This window comes from Streptomyces coeruleorubidus (genome assembly GCF_008705135.1).
Taxonomy (GTDB): domain Bacteria; phylum Actinomycetota; class Actinomycetes; order Streptomycetales; family Streptomycetaceae; genus Streptomyces; species Streptomyces coeruleofuscus.
The window spans coordinates 3,647,965-3,672,330 of the sequence record NZ_CP023694.1; the positions used below are offsets into that span (position 1 = coordinate 3,647,965).

The 24,366-nt window shown below is 64.8% G+C and carries 18 protein-coding genes and 1 pseudogene; 4 read left to right on the plus strand and 15 right to left on the minus strand.

What is annotated here, in order from left to right; genetic code table 11:
- Positions 1–11: 11 nt before the first annotated feature.
- Positions 12–1,307, minus strand: a complete 1,296-nt coding sequence (locus CP976_RS16830; RefSeq protein ID WP_150481112.1) for a nucleotide sugar dehydrogenase — start codon at positions 1,305–1,307, stop codon at positions 12–14.
- 335 nt (positions 1,308–1,642) lie between these two features.
- Here CP976_RS16830 and metG point away from each other — a divergent pair, with 335 nt between their 5' ends.
- Complete coding sequence (gene metG, locus CP976_RS16835; RefSeq protein WP_150481113.1) at positions 1,643–3,367, plus strand: methionine--tRNA ligase; 1,725 nt, start codon at positions 1,643–1,645, stop codon at positions 3,365–3,367.
- A gap of 32 nt (positions 3,368–3,399) precedes the next feature.
- Here metG and CP976_RS16840 read toward each other — a convergent pair whose 3' ends face one another.
- Genes CP976_RS16840 through CP976_RS44485 form a run of 5 tightly spaced genes read right to left on the minus strand, consistent with a single transcriptional unit; the run spans position 3,400 to position 9,161 of the window.
- Positions 3,400–4,038: a histidine phosphatase family protein gene (locus CP976_RS16840; protein ID WP_150481114.1), complete on the minus strand. Its 639-nt coding sequence runs from the start codon at positions 4,036–4,038 to the stop codon at positions 3,400–3,402.
- A gap of 23 nt (positions 4,039–4,061) precedes the next feature.
- Positions 4,062–4,616, minus strand: a complete 555-nt coding sequence (locus CP976_RS16845; protein ID WP_150481115.1) for an FkbM family methyltransferase — start codon at positions 4,614–4,616, stop codon at positions 4,062–4,064.
- Positions 4,568–6,163: a hypothetical protein gene (locus tag CP976_RS16850; protein ID WP_150481116.1), complete on the minus strand. Its 1,596-nt coding sequence runs from the start codon at positions 6,161–6,163 to the stop codon at positions 4,568–4,570. The genes CP976_RS16845 and CP976_RS16850 overlap by 49 nt, the downstream gene beginning before the upstream one ends.
- A gap of 6 nt (positions 6,164–6,169) precedes the next feature.
- Positions 6,170–7,312 (minus strand): glycosyltransferase family protein, encoded by a 1,143-nt coding sequence (locus tag CP976_RS16855; protein ID WP_229875194.1) that lies wholly within the window; start codon positions 7,310–7,312, stop codon positions 6,170–6,172.
- A gap of 13 nt (positions 7,313–7,325) precedes the next feature.
- A complete protein-coding gene (locus CP976_RS44485) occupies positions 7,326–9,161 on the minus strand; it encodes a N,N-dimethylformamidase beta subunit family domain-containing protein (protein WP_308429979.1) in 1,836 nt (611 codons plus the stop codon).
- A gap of 412 nt (positions 9,162–9,573) precedes the next feature.
- Between CP976_RS44485 and CP976_RS16865 the strand changes: the two genes are divergently transcribed.
- Positions 9,574–10,614, plus strand: coding sequence for a P-loop nucleotide/nucleoside kinase family protein (locus CP976_RS16865; RefSeq protein ID WP_150481118.1), 1,041 nt, complete (start codon positions 9,574–9,576; stop codon positions 10,612–10,614).
- Positions 10,615–10,622: 8 nt separating this feature from the next.
- Positions 10,623–11,195: a phosphotransferase-like protein gene (locus tag CP976_RS16870; RefSeq protein WP_150481119.1), complete on the plus strand. Its 573-nt coding sequence runs from the start codon at positions 10,623–10,625 to the stop codon at positions 11,193–11,195.
- A 36-nt stretch (positions 11,196–11,231) separates the two neighbouring features.
- Here the strand turns inward: CP976_RS16870 and CP976_RS16875 are convergent, their stop codons facing one another.
- Both CP976_RS16875 and CP976_RS16880 read right to left on the minus strand, forming a co-directional pair.
- Entirely contained in the window at positions 11,232–12,083 is an 852-nt protein-coding gene (locus CP976_RS16875; protein ID WP_150481120.1) for an NAD(P)-dependent oxidoreductase, read from the minus strand.
- On the minus strand, positions 12,080–12,745 hold the full coding sequence (locus tag CP976_RS16880) for an HAD family hydrolase (protein ID WP_150481121.1): 666 nt from the start codon (positions 12,743–12,745) through the stop codon (positions 12,080–12,082). The genes CP976_RS16875 and CP976_RS16880 overlap by 4 nt, the downstream gene beginning before the upstream one ends.
- A gap of 156 nt (positions 12,746–12,901) precedes the next feature.
- Between CP976_RS16880 and CP976_RS43730 the strand changes: the two are divergent.
- A pseudogene (locus CP976_RS43730) lies at positions 12,902–13,287 on the plus strand (toll/interleukin-1 receptor domain-containing protein).
- A 119-nt stretch (positions 13,288–13,406) separates the two neighbouring features.
- On the opposite strand, the gene CP976_RS16890 reads toward CP976_RS43730, so the two are convergent.
- The 7 genes from CP976_RS16890 to CP976_RS16920 form a co-directional block, all read right to left on the minus strand.
- Complete coding sequence (locus CP976_RS16890) at positions 13,407–15,179, minus strand: ABC-three component system protein (RefSeq protein WP_150481123.1); 1,773 nt, start codon at positions 15,177–15,179, stop codon at positions 13,407–13,409.
- Complete coding sequence (locus CP976_RS16895) at positions 15,157–15,423, minus strand: ABC-three component system middle component 6 (protein WP_150481124.1); 267 nt, start codon at positions 15,421–15,423, stop codon at positions 15,157–15,159. Before CP976_RS16895 ends, CP976_RS16890 begins: the two co-directional genes overlap by 23 nt.
- Positions 15,420–16,367, minus strand: a complete 948-nt coding sequence (locus tag CP976_RS16900; RefSeq protein WP_150481125.1) for an ABC-three component system protein — start codon at positions 16,365–16,367, stop codon at positions 15,420–15,422. Before CP976_RS16900 ends, CP976_RS16895 begins: the two co-directional genes overlap by 4 nt.
- A gap of 95 nt (positions 16,368–16,462) precedes the next feature.
- Entirely contained in the window at positions 16,463–17,221 is a 759-nt protein-coding gene (locus CP976_RS16905; RefSeq protein ID WP_167537350.1) for a M48 family metallopeptidase, read from the minus strand.
- 1 nt (position 17,222) lies between these two features.
- A complete protein-coding gene (locus CP976_RS16910) occupies positions 17,223–20,540 on the minus strand; it encodes a type I restriction endonuclease subunit R (RefSeq protein WP_150481127.1) in 3,318 nt (1,105 codons plus the stop codon).
- A 43-nt stretch (positions 20,541–20,583) separates the two neighbouring features.
- On the minus strand, positions 20,584–21,792 hold the full coding sequence (locus CP976_RS16915) for a restriction endonuclease subunit S (protein ID WP_150481128.1): 1,209 nt from the start codon (positions 21,790–21,792) through the stop codon (positions 20,584–20,586).
- Positions 21,785–24,244, minus strand: a complete 2,460-nt coding sequence (locus tag CP976_RS16920; RefSeq protein ID WP_229875193.1) for a type I restriction-modification system subunit M — start codon at positions 24,242–24,244, stop codon at positions 21,785–21,787. Before CP976_RS16920 ends, CP976_RS16915 begins: the two co-directional genes overlap by 8 nt.
- Between the last annotated feature and the right edge of the window lie 122 nt (positions 24,245–24,366).

Here is a 24,366-nt window from a genome sequence, read left to right on the forward strand (position 1 = left end):
GTGGCTTCCCTTCAGAGAGAGTCGACGTGGGCGCCGGCGAGTCGGCGGCGGCAGTCGAGGATGTACGGGGCGTGGGCGGTGATGAGGGGGTAGTCGAAGGTGTCGTGGTCGGCGAGCAGGACGACGGCGTCGGCTCCAGCGAGGCACTCGGGAGTCGCCTCGACTCGCTGGAGGTTCTCCAGGTCGGCTGCGCGAGGGTGAGCGTCGTCGCTGACGTGAGGGTCGGCCGCCTGAACCTCGGCGCCCATGCCGATGAGCAGCTCGGCGATGCGCGCCGCCGGGGTCTCGCGGGCGTCCCCGGTGTTGGCCTTGTACGCGAGGCCGAGCAGCAGGATCCGGGAGCCGTTGAGCGACTTCCGGCGCTGGTTGAGGCCGTCGACGAGACGCCGGACGACGTAGTCGGGCATGTGGTTGTTGACGTCGTTCGCCAGCTCGACGAAGCGGAAGTTGCGGCCCAGGGTGCGCTGGACACGCCAGGACAGGTACGACGGGTCTATGGGCAAGCAGTGGCCTCCGACGCCCGGTCCCGGGGTGAAGCGCATGAACCCGAAAGGCTTGGTGGAAGCCGCGTCGATCGCCGACCAGACGTCGATGTCCAGTTCGTGGGCGAAGATCGCCAGCTCGTTGGCGAGCGCGATGTTCACGTGCCGGAAGGTGTTCTCCAGCAGCTTGGCCAGCTCGGCCTCCTTACAGCTGGCGACCGGAACGACCGTGTCGACGAGGGACCAGTAGAAGCGGTGGACGGCTTCTTTGGAGGCGGGGTCGATGCCGGAGATGACCTTGGGGGTGTTCTCCAGCTTCCACGTGGAGTTTCCTGGGTCTATGCGCTCGGGGCTGTAGCCGAGGTGGAAGTCATGGCCGGCGACCAAGCCGGAGGCGTGTTCGAGGAGCGGGCCGAAGACTTCCTCGGTTGTGCCGGGGTACGTGGTGGACTCCAGGATGACGGTCGCTCCGCGCGTGAGGTGGCGGCCGAGCATCCGCGCTGCGTCCTCGACGTGGGACAGGTCAGGCGCCCCGTCTCGGAGGGGCGTGGGGACCGTGACGATCGCTATGTCGAAGTGCGCGCAGTCGGAGGCGTCGATGGTCGGGCGATAGGCGCCGGTGGCAAGGAGCGGGGCAAGGCGCGAGTCTGGGATGTCCTCGATGTATGACTCTCCGCGTACGAGCCGCTTGACGCGCTGAGAGTCCACGTCGAAGCCGAGGACCTGGTGCCCGACCTCGGCGGCTCTGACGGCGAGCGGGAGTCCAACGTATCCCTGCCCGACTACGACGACGCGGAGCTGCTGGAAGGCGCGCTTCTTGATCATGCTGTCCATCTCTTGGGATTCGTGCGGGGGTGTGGGCGGTGCATGCGGATCGGCGGCGCGGCGGGCGCTCTAAGATGGGAGGTGCCTCGGCCGTACGAGACTCGCTTGGCCGCCTGTCTCGGACGGCCGAGCGCCTTCTTGGCCCTGGAGGTCGCAAAACCCGCGGGAAGGGCAAACCGCTGGTTCGATACGATGGCGGAGGCCTGCAGACCCGTACCGTCACAGTGCGTGACATCAAGACGCGAACTTAGTGATCGCAACAGCTGCAGCTTCCCGACTTGGGCCCGCCGTGGCACCGCCGCCGGCGCCGTACGTACGAAATGGAGCATCCGAGGATGGCTCGACACCTGGTCACCAGCGCGCTTCCCTACATCAACGGGATCAAGCACCTGGGCAACATGGTCGGGTCGATGCTTCCGGCGGATGTGTACTCCCGGTACCTCCGCCAGCGCGGCCACGACGTCCTCTACATCTGCGCCACCGACGAGCACGGCACACCGGCCGAGCTGGCCGCGAAGGAGGCCGGGCTGTCGGTCGAGGAGTTCTGCGCTCAGGCCCATGACGCGCAGAAGGCCGTGTACGACGGGTTCGAGCTGGCCTTCGACTACTTCGGTCGCAGCTCGTCGCAGCAGAACGTCGAGATCACCCAGCACTTCGCGCGGAAGCTGAACGAGAACGGCTTCATCGAGGAGCGCGCCATCCGCCAGGTGTACTCGCCTGTCGACGGCCGCTTCCTGCCGGACCGGTACGTCGAGGGCACCTGCCCGCACTGCGGCTACGACAAAGCTCGCGGCGACCAGTGCGAGAACTGCACCCGCGTCCTCGACCCGACAGACTTGCTCAACCCGCGCTCGGCGATCAGCGGCTCCACGGAGCTGGAGGTCCGCGAGACCAAGCACCTGTTCCTGCTGCAGTCCAAGCTCCAGCAGGAGGTCGAGGCGTGGATCGACGCGGTCAGCGAGGAGTGGCCGCATCTGTCCTCGGCCATCGCTCGCAAGTGGCTGACCGAGGGCCTGCACGACCGTGCGATCACCCGCGACCTGGACTGGGGCGTCCCGGTGCCGGCCGATACCTGGCCCGATCTCGCAGCTGAGGGCAAGGTCTTCTACGTCTGGTTCGACGCCCCGATCGAGTACATCGGCGCGACGAATGAGTGGGCGGACACCGCCCCGGACGGCGAGGTCCGTGACTGGAAGTCGTGGTGGTACGAGGCCGACGACACCGTCCGCTACACCCAGTTCATGGCCAAGGACAACGTCCCCTTCCACACGGTGATGTTCCCGGCCACCGAGCTGGGCGTGCGCGAGCCGTGGAAGAAGGTCGACTTCGTCAAGGGCTTCAACTGGCTGACGTACTACGGCGGCAAGTTCTCCACGTCCCAGAAGCGTGGCGTCTTCACGGACGCCGCCCTGGAGATCCTCCCCGGCGACTACTGGCGCTACTTCCTGATCGCCAACGCCCCGGAATCCGACGACTCGTCGTTCACCTGGGAGCACTTCGCCGCCACGGTCAACAAGGACCTGGCCGACACCCTGGGGAACTTCGTCAACCGCGTGCTGTCCTTCTCCCGCAAGCGATTCGGCGACGAGGTCCCGGCGGGCCACACGGTCGGCGAGGCGGAGGCGAAGCTGGGCGAGGAGATCGCGCGGCTCCTCGCCGAGTACGAGGTGCAGATGGAGGCCCTCCAGTTCCGCAAGGCCGCGGCTGCTCTGCGTGCGCTGTGGTCGGCGGGCAACTCCTACCTGGAGGAGAAAGCCCCCTGGCTGGAGATCAAGACCGACCCGGACGGCGCCGCGCTGACGCTGCGTACCGCGATGAACCTGATCCACCTGTACGCGGTGGTCTCCGAGCCGTTCATTCCGTCCACTGCGGCTGCCATGCGTAGTGCCTTCGCGCTGAAGGGCGACACCGCGACCTGGGTGACCGCCGAGCAGGCCAAGGCCCTGGACACCGTCCCGGCCGGGACCGCGTTCACCGTTCCGCCGGTGCTCTTCACGAAGATCACCGAGGAGGACCTGGAGTCCTACCGGGAGCGCTTCGGCGGCGCCGAGGACGCCTGACCGCATCTCTCCCACCCGCCCCACCCGCGCTCTCATCGGGCGGGGCGGGTGTTGAGACGGCCGGACAGTTCTGCGGCCGGCACGTTCATCAGCCGGATTCGCGGGGCTCCGTCGTCGACCTCGACCCAGGTGACGCCAGCGGATCCAGGGACGTGATCCAGGTAGCGGTCGAAGCCATTCCCTGTCAGACGCAGCAGCAGGCAGGCGATCCCCCCACCGTGCCCGATGAGGATGGTGGTGCAGTGCGGCCCTGCACAGACTTCCTCCCAGAGCTGCACGTAGCGGCTTTGGACGTCCTCGGACGACTCGCCGCCGGGCGTACGGAACTGGTGGATCGGGACGCCTCGGCGGGTGGCTTCGGCTGCTGCGAGCTCCCTGGGCCGGCCTCCGAGGTAGCCGCTGTTCTTGGCGGCAAGGCGCTCGTCCACTCGCACGTCGGCGGGAGTGAGCGGGGCGGTCAGCAGAGCGGCGGTCTCACGGCAGCGGGACATCGGGCTGACGAGCACCTGGTCCACGGTGACGCCGGCTGCTGCGAGGGTGTCGCCGACCTTGCGGATGTCCTCGCTCCCGCGCTTGCTGAGCCTGCCGCCGACAGCCCGGCCCTGGTGGATGCCCCGCAGGTTTTCCTCTGTTTCACCGTGCTTGATCAGGTAGATGTGCTTCGAGTGCATGGTGTGGTGTCCTCTTCTCCAGGTCAGTCCCAGTCGCGGACGTCGACGTAGGCGGATACCGCGTTGGCGACCTGGTCGTGGTCGGCCCGGCTCATGGCGGGGAAGCGGTCGTAGTGCCACTCGATGTAGAGGACGGAGATGAGATTGATCGTCCCGTCGCTGAGCAGCTTGCTGAGGACGGGATACTCGGCGCCCTCGATGTCCATCTTCACGACGACGTGATCATCCGCGGTGACCGTCCGGCGCAGCCAGGAACTGAAGTCGGTCGCCGGGACGGGGAGCGGCGCGCTGTAGTCGATCTGCTGGTCGTACATCGGCGGCACGCGCTTACCGGGCATCACGGTTGAGCTCTCGTGGTGGCCGAGGAAGAGGTCGATCGTCCCGTCATGGGTCCATACCGCGCTGTGGGAGATCTCGACGCGCGGGGAGTGAGGGGCCTGCTCGACTTGCCGGTGGATGGAAGGGATCAGGTCCTTGTTGGGCTCGAACGCGTAGAAGTCGTGGCCCGGAAGCTCGTGGATGAAGCGGTTCAGGACGATTCCGAGGTTCGTGCCGCAGTCGACGAAGACTTTGCGCATGAGGTACTCCCGTGGTTTGCGCTGGGTGGCAGGATGCCGATCTCCTGCACGGTGCGGTCGGTGAGCAGGAGGAAGTCGCCGGTGGCGGGGCGGTAACAGCGCTCCTCGTAGCGGATCGTGATGCGGCGGACCGGTTCCTCACCGCGATAGCGAGGAAGGTCGCCCCATCGGTAGAGCTGGCCGCCAGGGGCCTTGAGGCGGCGCAGAGATCGGGGCAAGGGGCTCTTGCGAGCACCGGCGTTGAGCTGGGTGAACATCCTGGTGAGGAAGGCGATGTGCTCGCGCGCCTGTTGCTCGTCGGCCTGTACCTGGCCGTAGGTCTGCTTGAGCGCGCGCAGTTGATTCCGGTCGCCGTCCGCCTGGACGAGAAGGTCACGGAGTTCCCGGTCCCAGACGATGCCGAGGTGGCCGTGGAGGACGGGCTCGTCGGTGAGGAAGTAGCCCAGGACACGGCCGTACTCGCGCTCGTACGGGCACATGAAGTCGTTGTAGAGCCCGAACGTCATCCCCGAGACGGTCTCCACCTGCCAATGGACGCGTGCCGTGAAGGGGGAATCCCACCAGCCCAGGTGCCACGGCTGCCAGAGCAGGTCGGCGGTGCTGAGCAGGAACACGGCGAGCGCGATCAGTGCGGCGGACCAGCCGAAGACCGCGTCGTACTCCCCACTGGGAAGCAGCGTGATCGTGATTGCGAGGGCGATGTTGGTGACGATGTTCTCCCAGAAGAGGATCCCGGAGGAGAGCGCCACGACAGCGTTGAAGAGCGCGGTGGCCAACAGGGCCGCGATGAGCAGCCGGCGATCGAGGAACGCGATGAGGCCGGCAGCCTCGACGGCCATCGCGAGGAAGTTGACCGGACGATCGAGGAAGCGCGCACGGCGCAGCACGCGCGACACGGTCTCGGCCCGAAGGAAGCGCGCCCAGCCCCAGGAGTATGCGGAGGCCATGAGGTAGTGGGTGCGGTTGTGCCAGGTCCATGACCAGGGGTAGGGACCGAGACGGGCCTTGCTCCATGCCGGTTTGACGTAGTGGGAGAGCGAGACGCAGCCGAGGACCAACAGCAGTGCCGCTGTGGAACACGTGGCACCGAAGAGCAGCGCCACGAGGAACCAGGCCAGGTACGCCTTGAGGAGACGCGTGGGCATCATCGCGTGGTGTTTCCAGCCGCGCAGCTTGCCGCAGTACACGGTCATCCACGGCAGCAGGGCCGCCGGCCACAGGCACGAGGCGGCTGCGAGGAGAAGCAGCAGCCGTTTGTCGCGGCGTTGAGGAGCGATGGGCTCTGTGACGTCGTAGTCGCTGGTCGCGCCCTGCCAGGTGAGCAAAATGATCATGGTGATGACGAACCAGCGCAGCGGGCCCGGCTCCGGTGATGGCCGAAACGCGGCCAGTACCGCGAGCGCAAGCGCGATGACCACGGCCAGCAGGACCCGGCGACGGCGAGCGAGGGCTCGTACCGCCGGAGAGACAGCGAAGCGATAGCAGGCCACGACGGCGGCCACTGACACGCCGACGTTCAGATGGGCGGGGAGCGAGGAAGTCGCCATGGCCGCCTACCGCGCGGATGGTGTGAGGGTCTGCTGACTGGCTGCGGGCAGGCTCTCCAGATAGGAGGCGATCCGTTCCCGCGGATCGGCCAGGAGGTGCTCGTCCCGGTGGTGCACGACGTTGTTGCGCAGTTCCTGGCTTCGGTTGAGGAAGTCGAGCACCGCTCCGGGGGTGATGCGCGGTGCTGAAGTGCCCAGTTCCGCTTCGTGGATGACCTTGGCGCACCAGTGCTGGTCGTAGGTGGGCAGGGGGGTCAGGTGGACCGGTTTGCCGAGGACGAAGGCTTCGCTGATGAGGTTGAAGCCGGCGTTGGAGAAGACCGCCTCGGACCGTGCCATGTCGGGGATGAACGCCTCGCGGTCGAAGGTGCAGATCTCGATCCTGTCGCTGGCGTACTGGCGCAGATTGCTGGTCTCTGCCGCCTGCGCGTAGATCCGCAGGACGCGGTCCGGCACGTGCTGGCGGAAGACCTCGGCGAGGGCCAGCACGGACTCTTCCGGACCGTGGTCGAAGTAGCGCGAGAAGTAGGCCGTGGCGAGGGGTTCGGTGGTGACCGGGGCGGAGCGGACCACCTCGGGGACGACAGGGGCGATTAACTCCAGCTTTTGGTCGTCGGCGTCCAGTGGGACGAAGGAGCAAATGAAGGACCGGTCGACACGGGGCGCGAAGTAGCGCAGCCGCTGCGCGTCAGCGGTGCGGGCGTACCGGCCGACAGTGGGCAGGTCGAGGTGCCGGTACTTGCTCTGCTGGTCGACGGAGATCAGCGGTTTGCCGAAGTGGTAGGCCAGGCGTGGGGTGTTGGGCTCGTAGTCGGTGATGAACACGTCCGGGATGCCGGTGTCCCGAATGATTCGACGTAGACGCAGGTGTTTGGTGACGCCGGCGGGCACCTGCCAGATGTTGGCGCGTATGGCGTCGCTTGCGTGTATGCGGTCGCCTCGTGCCAGGAGCGTCGGCATCCATCCGTCCCATGCGGGAAAGCCGAGGTCGCGGAAGTACTCCACGCGCGAGGAGCCGTTGGTGACGATCCGCACCTGGTGTCCGCGGTCGCGGAGATACTGGGCGATCACGCTCTGCCTGACGGAGTGCCCCATGCCGATGCCGTTGACGCCGATGACCACGCTGAGCGGACGTGTGTACCCAGACACGTTGATCCCTTCGTCAGGAGAGTCGAGTGATGACGTTGCAGGTGATGGAGGCGACCTGGGGGTCGGTGGCCAGCAGGCGAGCCCAGTCGGTGGTCGCGGCGGTGAAGACCGTGCCGGCCGCGGTGTAGAGGCCGAGGGTGGCCGCGCGAGGGCTGGTCGTCGGCTCCCGGGCCGCGAAGTTCCAGTCGGAGGGCAGCGGCGCGATGCCGAGGATCTCGAAGTCCTTCGGCGTACCGTCCTGGCCCGTCGGACGCGGTCGGCCAGCCGTGTCGAGCTCGTACGTCGCCCCGTCGCATTCGTAGCCGATCAGGGCTGCCTCGCGTCCGAAGACGTCGCCGGTCCTCAACCCGGTGCCGGAGAAGATCCAGTGGTCCCCGTCCGTCACGGTGAACCCGAGCGGTGCACGAGGGCCGTCCCAGTGGCCACCGCCGTTGCGGTAGCTCACCCCGAGCAGAGCGTTCTCGGGCTCCGACTCCCACCAGTGGTCCGGGCAGCCGTGTGAGGCGTCCGGGTCCGTCTCGGCGGAGGCTCCGGGAGGAAACTTGTCGCAGCTCAGCCCGGCACCGTTGGGGGCGACGTCCACCCGCCACCAGCAGGTGTTGGCACCGAAGTTGGCGATGCTGCCGCCGGCGTCCCGGAAGGCAGTGACGTTCCGGCGGACGTCGGTGCTCCAGTACTCGTCGTGTCCGGCGGATACCAGAAGGCGATATCCGTCGTTCAGGTGCCGGCCCTCGTGGAGGTCCAGGTCGGTGCAGAAGTCGCTCTCTACCCCGTTCTCCTCCATCCACGCGACGAAGGGCGCGTCCCAGTGCGCGAACGTCTGCCGGGGAGACGTGGAGTCGTACGGGTCGGGCAGCCCTTTGATCGGGCCTCCGACACCACATCCGGGGCGGCGCATGGTCACGTGGGAGGCGCTGTAGAGGCTGCCGCCGCCGGCCGTGTTGTACGCCTGGTAGGTGAAGGTCGGGATCTTGTAGAGGATCTTGCGGCCCGAGGGAGCGGCGGGTGTGACGACCAGCAGGATCCGTGCCTCGCGAGAATCCATCGGCGGCGTGCAGGAGTCCGGCTCCGTGCTCAGGACCGCGATGTAGACCCCGGACTTCCAGTCCGCCGGTACGAGAAATTCGTACACAGGCCACTGCCAGTCCCTGTCGAATGTGCCGGGATCGGCGATGCGGCCAGGCCACTCGGTGTGCCCTGCGTGCTGAGGAGTCGTCCCCCAGCGATAGAAATCGACACGGAACCGAGGGGCCGATGTGGCGATGTGCAGCCGGAGTATCTCGCCGGCGCGAACGCTCGGGCGAGCGGGGTAGCCGTTGATGCTGGTCATGCGCCCTCCTGGGGACATGCGATAGGCGCCGATCGGTTCGATGTGGGCTTTCCAGCCCAGGTCGTTCAGCTGCGAGGTGAGACTGGGGGCGTCGTGCAGCACCTTCACGGTGAGGTGCTGGGATCCGTCGGCGAGACAACGGCGCACTGTCGGCACATGTGCCTCGGCGACCGGTTCTTCGAACTCGGCTTTCGCGAGCGAGTCGTCGAGGAAGACAACGCAGCCACCGGGAGCCAGCGCCCACCTCAGCAGGGCCCAGAAAGCTTCCATCTCCACGGGCGGAACGTGACTGAGCCAGACGGCGAAGAACACGGTGTCGTACTGGCGGTCCCGCTCCCAGTTGAAGATGTCCGCTTCGATGAAGCGATTCGCCGTACCTCGCATCCGGGCATGGGCGATGCGGAGCATTTCCGGGGCGGCGTCCAGCGCGGTCAGGGTGCGCGCGGTCGGCGAGCAGCTGGGTCCACTGGCCCGTTCCGCACGCGCACTCCAGGACATCGCCGCTGATGGGGAGCTCATCGAGGACTTTCGCGAGCTGGGGCATGGGCAGGCGTTCGTCGTATGCGCTGTCGTACTCGGCGGCTCGTGCGCGGTAGTAGGCGATCTGCCGCTGGGACCAGTCGGGTTGGTCCGAGACCTGCTCTGTCGTGTCGTGCACGGTGGCCTCTCATTCCATGGCGCGGTGCTGTCACGTGGTCAACCGCTTCGGGCGCATGACGTGATCGAGATGCGGAAAACGCGGTCCGATCTCACGGGGGCAATGAGGTCCGAGGCGGCCGGACAGTCACTGCTTCGGGTGCGTCCATGACACCGGCAGAGCAGGGTGGGGAGTATCACAGACAGTTGTCGTTGCTGCTCATCGGCTGGCGACCTGACTCTTCAACATCCGCTTACACATGAGTTCATGAGGGGCAGACTTAGCCTCCAGATCATGACTAGCGACGGGCAGGCGGTAGCACACGTGGGCAGGAACCGTCCGGGATGGCGGCCGGAGAAGCTGAGGGAGCAACGGGAGACACACGGCCTGACGCTCGAAGGTGCGGGCGAGCGGCTGCGCGAGGTCGCCGCGGCTGCCGGTCTCGCCGTGCCGGCGGCCAACTTCCAGACCCTGTGGCAACACGAGCAGGGCGAGGTGTATCCCGGACCGCACTACCGCCGCGCCTACTGCTTGCTGTACCGCGCCACTGAACCCGAGCTGGGATTCCGTGCCCCACTCCCCGGCGAGGCGACGCAGCTCGCGTTCACCGCGTCCACCGAGCCGCACAACGGGACTCACGTCCTGGCCGTCGAGCGCGCACTAAGCCAACTCACGCCCGCCACCGAACAGGTTGACGGCCTGGGCATACAGCAGCGCATCCTCGATGCCTGGAAGCGCCGACACACCGGCGGCGACCCGAACCGGCCGACGCTGATGATGGTCGGGGGCTATGCGGGAAGCGGCAAGTCGGAGTTCGCCCGCTTCATCTCGCAGCTCACCGGATGGCCGGTGCTCGACAAAGACCCGATCACCAGGCCGCTCGTCGAGCGTCTCCTCGTTGAGATGGGCAGCGACCCCAACGACCGCCACACGGACCTGTACCGGGAGAAGGTGCGCCCACTGGAATACCAGTGCCTCCTGGAAACCGCCTATGCGAACGTCGACTGCGCCATCAGCACCGTCCTCTCGGCGCCGTTCGTCGCCGAGGCGACCGACGAGCGGTGGATGCGGCGCCTGATCAACCGGTGCGAAGCACGTGGAGTCACCGTCGTGGTGGTGTGGGTGCTCTGCGACCTCGACACCATGCACGAGCACATCAGCTTCCGCTCCGCCGCCCGCGACAGCTGGAAGCTGCAGAACTGGGACGCGTACGCGGCCGCCATCGACCTCGAGCTGCGTCCCGTAGTGCCGCACCTGGTCGTCGACAACCGGCTCGGCGCGGCCATATCCCTCACCGACCAGGTACGCCAAGTCTTCGGGACGGTGTTCCAGTGAAGCCCGCCATGCCCGGCTCCCAGAACCACGGAATCCTGCTGTACGGCCCACCCGCCTCGGGCAAGGACACGGTCACCGCCGCGCTCACCGAACTCGACCCCCGATACGTCCCTTTCACCCGCCTCAAGATCGGAAGCGGCCGGACTAAGGGCTACCGAATGGGCAATCAGGAGCAGCTGGCCGAACTGGAGGCACGCGGCGACGTCATCTACCGCAACGACCGGTACGGCAACATCTACGTGGTCGACCGGGCCGGTCTGGAGCACGCCATGGAAGGCGGCAGGGTCCCCGTCGTGCACCTCGGCCAGATGGCGGGGATCGAGCTGGTCACCGCCCGATTTCCGGCGCACTGGAGGCGCGTGCTGCTGTGGTGCTCCAAAGACACCACGGCTCGGCGCTCACCCCTGCGAGGCGACACCGACACCGATGCACGGCTGGTTGCCTGGGACGCCACACAGGCTGATCTCGGGGCCCATCCGCACGCTGAGTGGGACCTGCGCATGGATACGGAGGAGACGGCGCCCCCTGAGGCAGCGAAGAGGATCCACGAGGTGGTGCGCGCTGCGGGGCGTTCCTCCTGAGAGCCGGACGCAGCAGGTGCCGTGGACGGAAACCGATCAGCCTCCCTGATCCCGATCCCCTTCCGGGCGCAGGATCTTCAAGGCTTGGGCGATATCCAGGTGCTTGTCCCTGCTGGCGTCCCATCGGGCGAGCGTTTCAGCAGCGGCGTGCATGAGGGCATTCGGTAGCCCGGCGTCGGCGAGCAACGCTGCCGCGTCTTCCAGCTCCGGTCCCCAACGCCAGGCACGAGCCGCGGTCTTTGGGATGTAGTCGGTCTCAACGAGGTAGCTCTGGGTGCGCTTGGCCGCGATCGCCAGCAACTCGTCGGATACGCCGTATGCGTCGGCCGCTCCGTACGCCACGGCAGCCAGGACACGAGAGACCTTCTGGTAGCTGGAGTACGCCAGCTTGAGCGCGGAGGCTTTGCCGATCTCCTCGCCGAGGAAGTGCGTTCGCACGGCGGTGTCCGTGAACAGGGCCTCGACCTCGGCGGCTTGCTCTCCTGGGCCGGACAGGTACAGGGTCGGGGACTTCCCGTCGACGGGCGGCGAGCCGACCACGGCGGCGTCGAGGACCACGCTCTGTGGGAGGCGTTCGGCGATGCGACGCATGCGTTCCGGCGCGATGGCGTTCGCCTCCAGGTACATCTTGCCTGCGAAGCCCTGTTCCGAGACCTGCGCTGCGACGTCCTCTGCCGCAGCCGGCGGACACAAGGCCAGGAGGACGTCCGCGCGGGCCACGAGCGAGGGAAGGGTGTCGGCTTCGAGTCCTGCCCGCTCAGCCCGCCGGGCGGAAACGTTGCTCCGGCCCTGCGAACACCACAGCACAGTGATGCCGCGGGCACGCAGCTGGGCACCGAACGCTGCTCCCATGCTGCCGGGGTGCAGCAGCCCCACTGTGGCTGTCACGTCGTACTCCTCGTGACGCTGTCGGACAGGAGCAGTTCAATGGCCGCACGGGCGTGTTGGACCCGGTGATCAGGCTCGGGAAGGTCCGTTGGCCAGGGAGAGCCGTTAGCGATCCAAATGGTGCTGAGCCCGGCAGCCCGGCCGCCTCCGATGTCGTTGACCGGGTTGTCGCCGATCATCCAGCCGCCCGCGCTCAATGTGGTGCCGCAGCGAGCAGCGGCCTGGGCGAAGTGCTCTCGCTCCGGCTTGCGGGCGGCGACCTCCTCAGAGATGCAGATGCCCTCCACACGGGAGTGAATGCCGATGGCCCGCAGCTTGGCCGTCTGGATGTCTGTGGCGCCGTTGGTCGCAATCCCGATGCGCCAGCCGTGCCTTCGCAGCTCGTCCAAGCCGGTGAGGACGTCGGCCGGGCAGGACACCATGGCGGCGATGTCGGCGCAGTACGACCGCCACAAGTCGTCCGCCGTGCTGGCTAGCCGGTACCGGGTGCGGATCTCCTCGAAGCTCGGCGGGTAGGCACGCTCGCCGAGCAGGTCGAGCAGCTCCTGTCGCGCATCGTCGCCCAGCCGGTGGCGGGCGACGAAGTCCCCGGCCCAGTCTGGGAGCGTGCCGTGCCGGTCCACGAGAGTGTTATCGAGGTCCCATAGTACGAAGCGCTGCACACAGCGCACTCTAATGACCCCTGAATCCTGGCCCAGACACCAGAGACGGACGGTCGCGATCACTCGATGGGGCGGCCGTGCGACTTGTACCTGGCCTGCAGGAAACGCCTGCTTATGAAGATGCTGTGGTGAGACCATCAGGCCGTGCACACCTGCATGTCCCACAACCACCGGGACAAGTCGCACGTGACTCCCTTCGCCGCCCGGGTGAAGCTGGCCGGTGCCGATGTCTGGCTGAACGAATGGGAGATCCACCCGGGTGACTCCATCGTCGGCAAGGTCAACCAGCGCTGGATCTCGTCGACACGGTGCTGCTGTTCTGGTCGAAGAACGCAGCGGAGTCCACGTGGGTGAACACCGAGATGGAGACCGCCCTCACACGCAAGCTCAGCGACAGCTCCGTGCGCATCATCCCGATGCGTCTCGACGACGCCCCGCTGCCCGCGCTTCTGCGTCCGCTGATGTACGTCCCCCTCGAAGACGGCGCCAACGTCAACGAGGCCGTGCGCAGAATCCTCGGTATCGGCTCGCAGACCAGCTGATCAAGGCCATGCAACAGACAATCTGGGACGCCGGGATGCAGTTCCGGGACTTCGGCGGCTTGGGAACGATGATCGGCTGCCCGAAGTGCGGCGCTCGCTCCCGAAGTCTTCAGCCATCCCTACCGTTCGAACCGGAATCCGAAGAGCCCGCCCTCGTCGTAAGCATCCGTCAGCAGTGGCTCTATGACGTAGGGCGTCGAATCGAAGCCGAGACTACGGGTCTGGGCGAGCTTGTCTTCGTTGATCGTGACGATGTATTGCATGCCTTCCGCCTCGGTGATATCCACTGCGGCTTCGAGCGCTCGCGTCACCTGTCGGTCGTCGACTCCATCAAAGATGTGACTGTCGTGGACCAGGAAGTCAGGAGCCCGACCCTCACGATGGCCGATTACGGCCATCGTGAGGTCGAAGCAGAAGATCGACATCTTGTTGATCCCCTGGCTCACATCGCTGCTGATCTTCGGAGCGATCTTCAGGCTGCTCTTCCCGGCCTCGACCGAGAGGTAGGCCGGCCGATCGTTGCCGTACAGCCTGCTGGCAAGCTCGTGGAACAAAACGGTTGCCTGACTGATCTGCTGCTGTCTCTCCCGCAGATCAGTATCAACTTCCCGAACGAGGTCGATGCGCGCCGCCTCAATTTCCCGGCTGCTCGCCTCCACCGTCTGAGCGACTTCCAATCGGTGCTGCAGCGCCCCGAGCTGTGCCTCTTCCTGAGCCAGGATCTTCTGCAGTGCCGTAAGACGGTCGAGCGCCCCACCTTCGCTGAGGTCCTTCAGAACGGCACTCAGCTCTGTGTCGAGGCGGGCTCGTTCGGATTTCCGGGCCTCAAGATTGCGGCGGGTCGCCTCGATCTCCTCGCCGAGGTACGTACGCCGGTTCCTTACCACCGCGGTGTGGAAGGCTCGTACGTCCTCGAACCGCCGTAGAGCTTGCCCAGGCAGTACGAGACCCAGTTCGCCGTAAACCTGCTCCAGGTACTGCACTTCGGGATCGACTGCCTCGGCCACCGCCTTTTCGAGGTGGTCGAGATTGCGCCGGTCAATCACATCTTGCGTGCCCAGATCTTGGATCCGCCGACTCAGCTCGTCGGCGCGCTCCTTGAGCTCCTCGTACTGGGGAACGACGCGGAACGCGCCGATTTCCCTCTTGAGTTCATCGATCTTCGACTTCCGAACGGCAATCTCACCTCGAAGATCAGCCGCCTTACCGATCACCTTGCCCCAGACGGGGTCGTCAACAGCCTTCTTCAGTTGGTCTCGCGTAGCCTTCTTCGCCGCGATGTCCTGGTACCGGGAGGCAAGGGCGGAATCGAGGCCGAGCAGGTAGGCCAGATTCGGCGTCGCCTTCGCCTCCGACTGGCGCGAGAAGCTACGCACAGCTTCATTGAAGCCGTGGTCGCCAACGCGGCGGATGAGGAAGGCAAGCAGTGCTCGACCGCTGACTCCAGGGTGCTCCCCGGTGAGGCCGAAGAGCCGCATCTCGATCAGCGCCTGCCACTCGGCAAGTGGGACCTTCCGCCCTTCATCGGTTCCAAACAGAGACGACCTGGGTGAACCACTCAACTCTGGTTCATCCGGGAGGGTCGGACGCAGCGTGACGTGCTTGACGTCAGTGCCGGACCGGCTGACGCTCAGCTCCTGACTCAGGCCGGGCCAGTCCAGGCTGAGCGTGAAGACCGTCTGGCGCAGCTCTTTGCGGGCCGCCAGATGCTTGTTGTCCGCTCGTGCGCCCAGCAGAAAGTGCAGCAGCTCGATCATGCTCGACTTGCCTGAGCCGTTCCGGCTGTCGGTTGATCGAGAGACTGCGGTGGCCTCCGCTACAACGAGGTTGAGGCCCGACTGGAAGGTGACCGTCTTGAACCGCTCATCGTCAGCGCTGAGCTGGCGCAGCATGGGCGGCCTTTCTGGTGAGGAGGTCGTCTTTCAGGTCAACGAGATCAAGGGCGTGTAGTAGGTCCAAGGCCAGAACGAACCAGCCAAAAGAAACAGGCGCCGGATGGTCGTGTCCTCGCCGCCACTCGCGGACACGGGCCCATGTCTGACTGACTGTGAGTGGGCGGTCCAGCTGCATGATGATCTGGGCGCCGACAGCCAGTAGGGCCCGGTCGGGAGCGATCCCCTTGGTTGGGGTGATCATGTTGCGCCTCCGTCCGCTACGTGCATCGGTCTCCAGCCCGGTGGGGGGACCTCGAAGATGTCACATTCGTCGAAGAAGTACGCAAGGACAGCCTTTGCAGCTTCATCGCGGTCCCACCGCGGAGCCTCCTGGCCCAGCACAAAGCGTTGCATCTGCCAGAGGATCTCGTCCGTGTCGTCGCCATGCTCGTGCCGCATCCGACCGTAGTACGCCTGGAATCCGGCAGCCGTCTCATCCCGCTCCATCTGGTCGAGCAGGTCTCGGTAGTACTGGTCGACGAGATGGACGTAGGGCCGACCGGCCTGGAGCACCGCCCGAGCCTGCTCCGAGAGGCCGTTGAAGTCGACCTTGTATGTGGTGGGCAACGGAACGGAGGCGTCGGGAACACGCTGACGCGCCTGGGCAAGGTGCTTCAGCAGGGGCTCAATTTCGGCGAGCCCGATGCTGTAGACGACCCGTTCCACCGGGATCGTCTCCCCGAGCAGGCTCTCCATCTGCAAGCGATCGAGATACATCGCTTCGTTCCAGAGCTTCTGAGGTCCCATCTGCTGGAAGATGACACGAGGGAACCTCTGACCAGCCTCCATGAGAAGCCCCGATATGACGGGGTGGATGCCTCCACGCTGGTCGTTGTGAACGAAGACGAAGGTGTCGAACTGTTCAGGGCGCTGGATGATGGCGCTCTCCACGTCGCCGTGGAACTTGCTCTTGACCGAGAACAAGTCAAAGGTCTCCGGCGCGTAGCAGGCGTACAGGGTCCGGCACGACGTCCGCAGGCCGTCTCCACCAAGGTCACCGATGCTGCCGGCGGTCCGGATCGGAACGTAATCCTCGTGGCGTAGCTCCATCAGGAGGTGGAAGAGCTTCTCGAACTCGTTGCCCGAGCTGCCCGCGACCATCATTCGGAACTTACTGTGCGCGTACTGCCTCTGGTGCGGGAGCACCGGCGCCTCCCCCGTGCTGTTCTCTCTCCACGCACCGTAACGGCTAACCAGGCCACTGAGTAACCCGTTTCCCGGACAACCCACCTCTGAGCAGCCTACTTTGAGGAAGTCACCGGCTCCGGGAGCCACAGGAGCGCGCCAAACTGATCTAGCTGGTCTCTCCTCTCGCGATAGTCCGGAAGGGCACGGCCGACGAGGCTCCAGAACTCCGGAGAGTGGTCACGCTTGTGCAGGTGGGCGAGCTCATGCACCAGGACGTAGTCGATCAACCTTGAGGGAAGCTGCATGGCGGCCCAGTGGATGTTGACTCCACCCTCTCGATTGCATGAGCCCCACCGGTAGCCGAGTCGGCGTACTGCAATGTTGTGGAATGGCGCGCGCATCCGCTGTGCCCACGGCTCCACGCGGGTCGGCAGCCAGACACTCCCCCGACGGCGGTACCAGGCGATGAGGTCGTCCCGTGCGTGGTCCAGACAGTCCCGCCGTAGGAGGAGCCGTCCATGCACCAATCCCACGGGCACGGGAGCCTCATCCACGATCTTCAGCCGGTAGCTACGCCCGAGGTAGTGGAAGCCCTCTCCCGTGACGAACTCCTTGTCCGGTCGGAGCGCCGCCTCCTCTGTACGTTCTTCGAGCTTGTCGTAAATCCATCGTCGCCGGCTCCGCACCACCGCGATCAGCCGAGCAGTGTCCAAACCAGCCGGGACAGTCGCGGTGATTCGTGCGTCGCGCTCCACGGTCAACTTCACACTTCCGCGGTCCGGGACGACAACGACATCAATCTCCAGGCGGCCGACCTCCAACAGACCCGAACGAACCGGGCCCAGCTCCTCCACCACCGCGACCGCGGCCACTTCAGCTGCTCCTCTGCAGGGAATGGCGGTGGTGGCCGAGGATGTCCAGCAAGCTGTCGGCGAGGTGGTCGACCTGCGAAGGGTCCGCCACTCCGAGATCGATCACGAGACGGAAGACGGCCGCACGCAGGTCTCCCTGGGCCACAGGGTTGGACCAGAAGTTCTTCTTGCGCACGTGCTTCACCGCCTCATCTTCGATCTTGTCCGCCACAAGGACGAGACGGTCATGGACCTCCTGCGCCAGGACGCCGTCTGTAAGCGTCTCAGACGCCATCTCACCGTAAAGCGCCCGCTCCAGCGGAGTCAGCGCCGCCAGTCTCTGATCCCCATGGTCGCTGCTTCCCTCATGGACAGCGATGACCTTGCTCGTCAGATCCTTGAAGAGCAGCACTTGCTGGTCCCACTGGTCGGCGTAGTCCCGCAGGATCTCTTCCAACCGCTCCCGCAGCTTGGTGTACTCCGCGGGGTCCTCTCCAAGGTGCACCTCGATGTGGCGGCGGATGGCGTGCTCCATCGTCGACGCTTGAGCTTGGGCACCGGGCAGCGCCTCGACCTTGTCGCGGAAGTCCCCTGCCGTGAGCTGGCGCGGCGGTATGACTTGCTTCACCCCGAGAGCGGTGATGTGCTGGTCGATGAGTTCGCGGACCTTCTCGCCGTAGAGAGATGCGTCGAAGTCACTGGTGTCCTGGTAGCGGGAGCGCGCCCATGTGCTGATGTGTGCATACAGCCGGGCATCGGCGAGGTAATTTTTCGCCTCCTGCCGCGGCATCACCGTCTCAACGGTGGTGAGGAACTTCCGCAGCGCGCTGTCGAACTGGCTGCGGCGCTCGTCGTCCTTGAGGAGCTGGACGCACTCCTCGATCGTCTGCCTGTCGCCAGCCGGGGTGACACCATGCTCAGTGAACAGCATGCGCAGGCGGTTGCGTCGCGGCTCCAGCCTGGCGATCTCGGCGCTGAAGTCGGTGGGTGCGCCTTCAGCGTCTTCGGCAGCGTAAGCGTCCATGGCCGCCTGGAGGTGCTTGGAGATGCCTGCATAGTCCACGACGAATCCGGCGGCCTTCCCGTCAAAGGTACGGTTGACCCGGGCGATGGCTTGTAGAAGATCTGCCTCCTTGATCCGCCGGTCCAGGTACATGACCTGCTCGATCGGAGCGTCGAAGCCGGTCAGCAGCATGGTACGAACGATGAGGAATGCGACGGGCTTTTCCCCAGGGGCTGGCTTGTCGGGGAATGCCTTGAGGAATCGCTCGACGACGTCCTCGTGTCCTTTCTCATCGGTCCACTGGGCCGTATCTTCTTTGTCGTTGTTGTCGCTAGAGATCACCGGCACGAAATCGATAGCTCTGAGCAGCTCAATCTGTCTGTGCGCGGCAACCGCGATGGCCTGCTTGGCGGTGAGTCGCTCGGTGGGCTTTTCCAGGAGTACCGGCGACAGCTTCTCGGCCTCGGCGACCAGTTCGTTCCGCGCTTGAAGCAACGCGTCCCGGTACCGTACGGCGACCTTCCTGGAGTAGGCGACGACTTGGCCCTTGAAGCCGTTCGGCATCACGTTGGAGACGTAGTGGGCCATCATGTCCCGGGCCTTCTTCAGGATCAGGCTGTCGGCACTGAGTACGTCGCTGGTCGTGGCGTACCGGTGCTGGAGCTTGTCGTATTCCTCGTCGGTCAGTTCGGGGAAGTACGAGGCGAACGCATCATCGAGATCCTCGGCGTCCGCGATCGCGGCCTTGGCGATCCTGCCCTCGTAGATGATCGGGACGATCGCCCCGTCTTCCTCGGCGTCGGCGAGCCGGTACTGATCGATGAAAGTGCCGAAGATATCCGTGGTGCGGTTCTTCGCGCGCATGATGATCGGTGTCCCAGTGAAGCCAATCCGAACGGCGTTCGGAAGGGACTCCATGAGGTTTTGGTGCAGCTTGGATCCATGGGAACGGTGGGCCTCGTCCACCAGGATCAACACCGACTCACTGTCGTTGAGCTGCCCCCAGCCGACCGCCCGGTCATGGGTGAGGGCGTCCGCGTCGGCGGCCTGCCTCACCTTGGCGGCGTCCACCTGCTTTTGGAGCATGATGAAGGCCAGGCCAGCGCCTTGCTTCCGCAGAGTGGCCGGCACACCTGCCGAGCGCTTCACCACGTCAGGCTTCTCGCCGGTGAGTACTGCGGTCTTCGACAACTGAGTCTGCAACTGCGTCCGGTCCGTGACCAGCACGATCTTGAACTGGCTCAGCCCAGGCGTCGACCTCATCTTGCGCACCAGGAAAACCATGGTCAGCGATTTTCCGGACCCCTGGGTGTGCCAGACGATTCCACCCCGGCGGTCGTCCTTGCCGTCCTGTTGCTTGGTCTTGCCGGTCAGTAGGCGCCGCACGGCGCGGTTTACAGCCCGGTACTGCTGGTAGCGGGGGGCGATCTTCACTCGGCGGGTACCACCACCGTCAGTGGCAACGTCCATGAAGATGACGAAGTTCTTGACGATGTCGAGTAGCTGGGCCGGTCGCAATACGCCAGCAGCGAGGATCTCCTGCGCCCACAGGGCGTCTTTTTTCTTGCCGCGCTCAGTGGCAAGTTCGGCCTTGGTCAGGGGGTACGGGTCGCGCCACACGGAGTAGTGATCGGCGTGCGAGGTGTAGGTACCGAGCATGGCCTTGTCACCCGTGGTCGCCACGGTGAGCTGGACGGTCCGGAAGAGCGGTTCGCTGCCCTCGCTGTGTGTCTTGGCCCCGCGCTGGTTAGCGTAGCGGCGCAACTGGTCGATCGCTGCGGAGAGAGAACCGCCATGCAAGGCAGGCTTCTTGCACTCAATGACCACCAGCGGAATGCCGTTGACGAACAGCACCAGGTCCGGGACGACGGACTTCTGGCCCGACGTCCCGGGCACGTCCATACGGAACTGTGAGACGACGAGGAAGTCGTTCCGCTCCGGGTGCGTCCAGTCGATGTACTGCACACGCTGGTCGCGGCCACTGTCCCAGCCCGGCAACCCGTCGACCGTGGTGCCGGTCACGAGGAGGTCGGTCGAGACCGTATTAGCGTCCAGCAGGGTGGTCGAGGAGAGCCGCGTCAACGCATTGACCGCCTGCGAAATGCGCTCCTTGTCCAGCCACTCGCTACCGCGCGCGTCAAGGTTCAGTTGCCGAAGCTTGCGCCGCAGGAGTCGCTCCAGAACCGGTTCCGCGAAGGACTCCCGGAGCGATGCCCCCGGATCCTTCGGCTCCGCGGCGCCTGGCGTGCTTCCACGCTCGTGTCGCCATCCCATCGCCACGAGCTGCGCGATGAGCGGCTCTTCGACAAGGACATACTCCAACCCCGACTCCGACACGATGCTCTCCGTCTCCCCCGGCGCGTCACCTGATCAGTCGAGGCTACCGGTCGGCACTGACAGGCACCCGTACACGGCCAGTGAGCAGATCGTCGACGAGTGCCCTCTTGAGAGCCTGAAGCTTGAGGATCACTGCCTGCTCGGTGGCTGCGCGTCTATTCGCCGCCTTCATCAAGCGGACAATATTCTCTTGATCAGTCCGCCGATATGGGACTGGGACCAGCAGATCACGCAATTGATCCAGCGTGATCTCGGAAAACGTGGTCCCCTTCACGGCCGCCGCAAATTGCGCCTGCGCTCTTCTGCTGCGCAGCGCCCACAAAAGGTAACCTTGCGCCAAGTCCTCCGACGGCGCCACTCTCGCAGTCCCGCGCGTAAGGTTTACACCTTCGAGTTCCGGAGGAATCGCAAGGACCTTTCCAACGGTTGCCCTAATCGTCACCACTAGGTCATCTGCAACTACCCGAGTGCGAGCATATGATTCCGAAATTTCTGGCGTTGTCCGCAGAAGTGAACTAGGGTCAATTCGGTCACCAGACATGTCACCCGTGCGAATGTACGGAACTCCATCATCGACATTTGGGCCAGCCTGCACAATTCCGTATCCGATCGGCACATCAGGGCGCACGCATTCGCGAAGGGGAATGTCGCGATGAGGCACTTGAATTAGCGCTTCAGTCACCAATTCAGTCGCAGCGGACCGCTGCTTGAGTGACACGCTATGGGCGTCCGAGATTTGACGGTCGATTGAGTCGAGAATCTCCGCGATCCGGCGCTGCTCCTTCAACGGGGGCAGGGCAAACTGAATTTTCGAGAAATCCCTATACCGTACCGCACCGCGGCGATCCACTGAGGCTTGATCGTGGGTGGCGTAGGCATTCATTGCCTGTACGCTCTTAACGAAGCGATATAGGTAGGCTTCATCGACCATATCGCCCCTGCAGGAAAACACCGTATAAATCGGGCTGACACAGGCATTTTCATGCTCCGTCTGGAGTCCGATTGACCCCTCCGTCAGATGGTTCGTCGCGTAGGCAAACCAACCTTTGCGTACGATTTTATAGCTTGAAAGGTCATCGCTATAGACTACGCGGTTCTTAAAGTAATCGTTCGAAGGGACCAAGCCGTGATGCTTCGTGGACGACAGAACGGTGACACCCTGAGTGGAGCTGCCTACACGCTCGCTACGCTCAATCGTAATGTCCCCCAACGAAACTAGGCGCCACCCTGTCGGCATGGCTTGCTCACGCATAACCCAGCTCCTTCAGGAATCCTGCGAGCTGCTCAGCAGCGGCGTCACGCTGTTGTTCCAGACCTGCGAGTGTCACCGCGTACTTACTGCCCCAAGTCCGGTAGGTCGCGGCCAGCTCCCGGCGTCCTGCTGTTACGAAGCGATCCATCCTTGCCCGTAGATCACTCTCAAGGAAGTTTAGGACCGTCTCCTGAGCCCCCTCCAACGACAGTCCTGCCGCCGCCTTCTTCAATTCATCGACAAAAGCGGCCCTTAGCGCCTTCACCTCCGTTTTGGCAGTCTTCAGTTGAGCCCTAAGCATGCGCAGCTCCGGCGCGCTAAGGATCTCCCCCGGGTCCTGTTCCGGCTCATCGCTCTCGTCGTCGCCAGCGGCGGCAGCCTTCTTAGGAGTCCCGGCCTTGATCTTGCCGTCCAGCTTGGCGACCAATGCCTCTGCGGCCTCTAGTTGCTCCACGTATTCGGGGATCAAAGCCGGCACCAACCGGTGGCCCCTCGCCTTGCGCTGGTCGGCTCGCAGTCGCGTCAGCGTCTTGGCGTCCGCGTCTTCCGGTTCCTCGAAGGCCGACTCAATATTGGCTACCCAGCGCTCGATCACCCCGTGGAAGCCTTGTCCGACTAGGCTCTTAAGGTCGTACTGGACCTCGAACCACCAAGCGGCGATCACGCCGGAGAGCTGGAAGCGGTTAAGCACACCCACCGGCAGCAGGTCCCTGGTGAAGGTCGTCAGCAGTTCCTCGCGTGTCTTCATCAACTCGCCGCTCCCGTCTGGGACGGACTCAGGATTTCTCCCGAGAGCGACAAGGTGCTTCACATGCGCCCCCCACCATTCGCCGTATGCCTCTACGAGCTCGCGCTCACGTGGCGCGGCCAGCGCGGGAATGCTGGCGGCTGTCGCCATATATCCGATTTCAGGGAAGTCATAGTAGTCGGCGTCCCGTTCCTTGAAGAGCTTCGCTACATCAATGCCGTACGCCTTGAACAATCCATCCTTGGCCGTGACCTCTGCCTTTGGTACGCCACCGTGCAGGTGCGCTCGTACGTCCTGCGGCTCGGGCGGTGGGGTGTTGTCGACGTATCGGCGGATGTTGAGGTTGTAGCGGTTTTCCCGCAGCTCCTCGAATGGGACTACCCGCGCGAAGCCGTCGATGTTCTTTCGTTCCCGGAAGGCGGTGACGATCTTCTCGTCGTGCTGTGGGTCGACGGTGTTCTGGGCACGTCCCGCCGTGAACTCGCGGTCAGCGTTGATGAAGAGCACACCGTCCTGCTTGTCGTCGGGCAGGCCGTCCGATCCGCGCAAAACCAGGATGCAGGCGGGGATGCCTGTGCCGTAGAAGATGTTCGGGCCGACGCCGATCACTGCTTCGAGGCGGTGCTTCTCGACCATCTGCTCCCGAATCTTGGCTTCTTCACCGCCTCGGAAGAGCACTCCGTGTGGCATAACGGAAGCCGCGACGCCATCCGGCTCCAGCACCGTCAGTACGTGCTGGATGAACATCAGGTCAGCCTTCTTGCCCGACTCCGGCGCCCAGCCATATGCCATGCGCTCAGGGTGCGGCATGCCCTTGCGCTTGTAGTTCTGAGCGAAGGGAGGGTTGGTGAGGACACGGTCGAAGCGGAGTAGTTCGCCCTGCGCATCCTCATGTTTGGGGTCGGCGAGGGTGTCGCCGTGCGCAATACCCTCACCGGTCATGCCGTGAAGGAGCATGTTCATCCGGGCCATCGCCCAGGCGCTTCCGTTCTCCTCCTGCCCGTACACAGCAAGCGTCGAAGCGTCTTGGCCGTGCTCCTCGACGTACTCCTTGGCAAGGATCAGCATGCCGCCAGAGCCACAGCACGGGTCGTAGACCGATTGGCCCTCCTGAGGTTCCACGAGGCGGACCATCATGCGGATCACAGAACGAGGTGTATAGAACTGCCCGCCCTTCTTGCCCCCCTCATCGGCAAACTCGCCGATGAGGTACTCATAGGCGTGGCCCAGCAGGTCTGGGAACTCGAAGTCCTCGTTGCGCAGCTGGTAGCGGCCGAAGTGGTCGATCAGGTCCCGCACCGCTGTGGCGCTGAGTGGGGAGTTGCCGACCTTGCGGGTGAAGTCGATGTGGTCCAGCACTCCGCCGAGAGCAAGCGAGTTGTGTTCTTCCAACGCGCCAAGCGCTTTGTTGAGCAGGTCGCCGGGGTTCGCCTCGCGGGCATGATCGGCGATGTAGGACCACCGGGCGCGCTCGGGGACGAAGAATTGGTTGCTGGGGTAGTACCCCTTTGCTTCGGCGACAGCCTCTGCCCGACTCTGGGAGTCGCCGGCGCGCAACCGCTGCTCGATGATCTGGGCGCGGACGACATCGAACTGATCCGAGGCGCGCTTCAGGAACAGCATCCCGAAGATGTACTCCTGGTACTGCGCCGCATCCATCTTGCCCCGCAGGATGTCCGCAGCCGCGAACAGGTGTCGTTCCAACTGGGGCAGGGTCAATCGAGCCACCCGCGCCTACCTTTCATAGATCGAGCCACATGATCCGGAGACTGTCGGCCTAAGGATTGCGTGCTCTACGTCGTCTCATTTGTCATAGCGCATCGCCT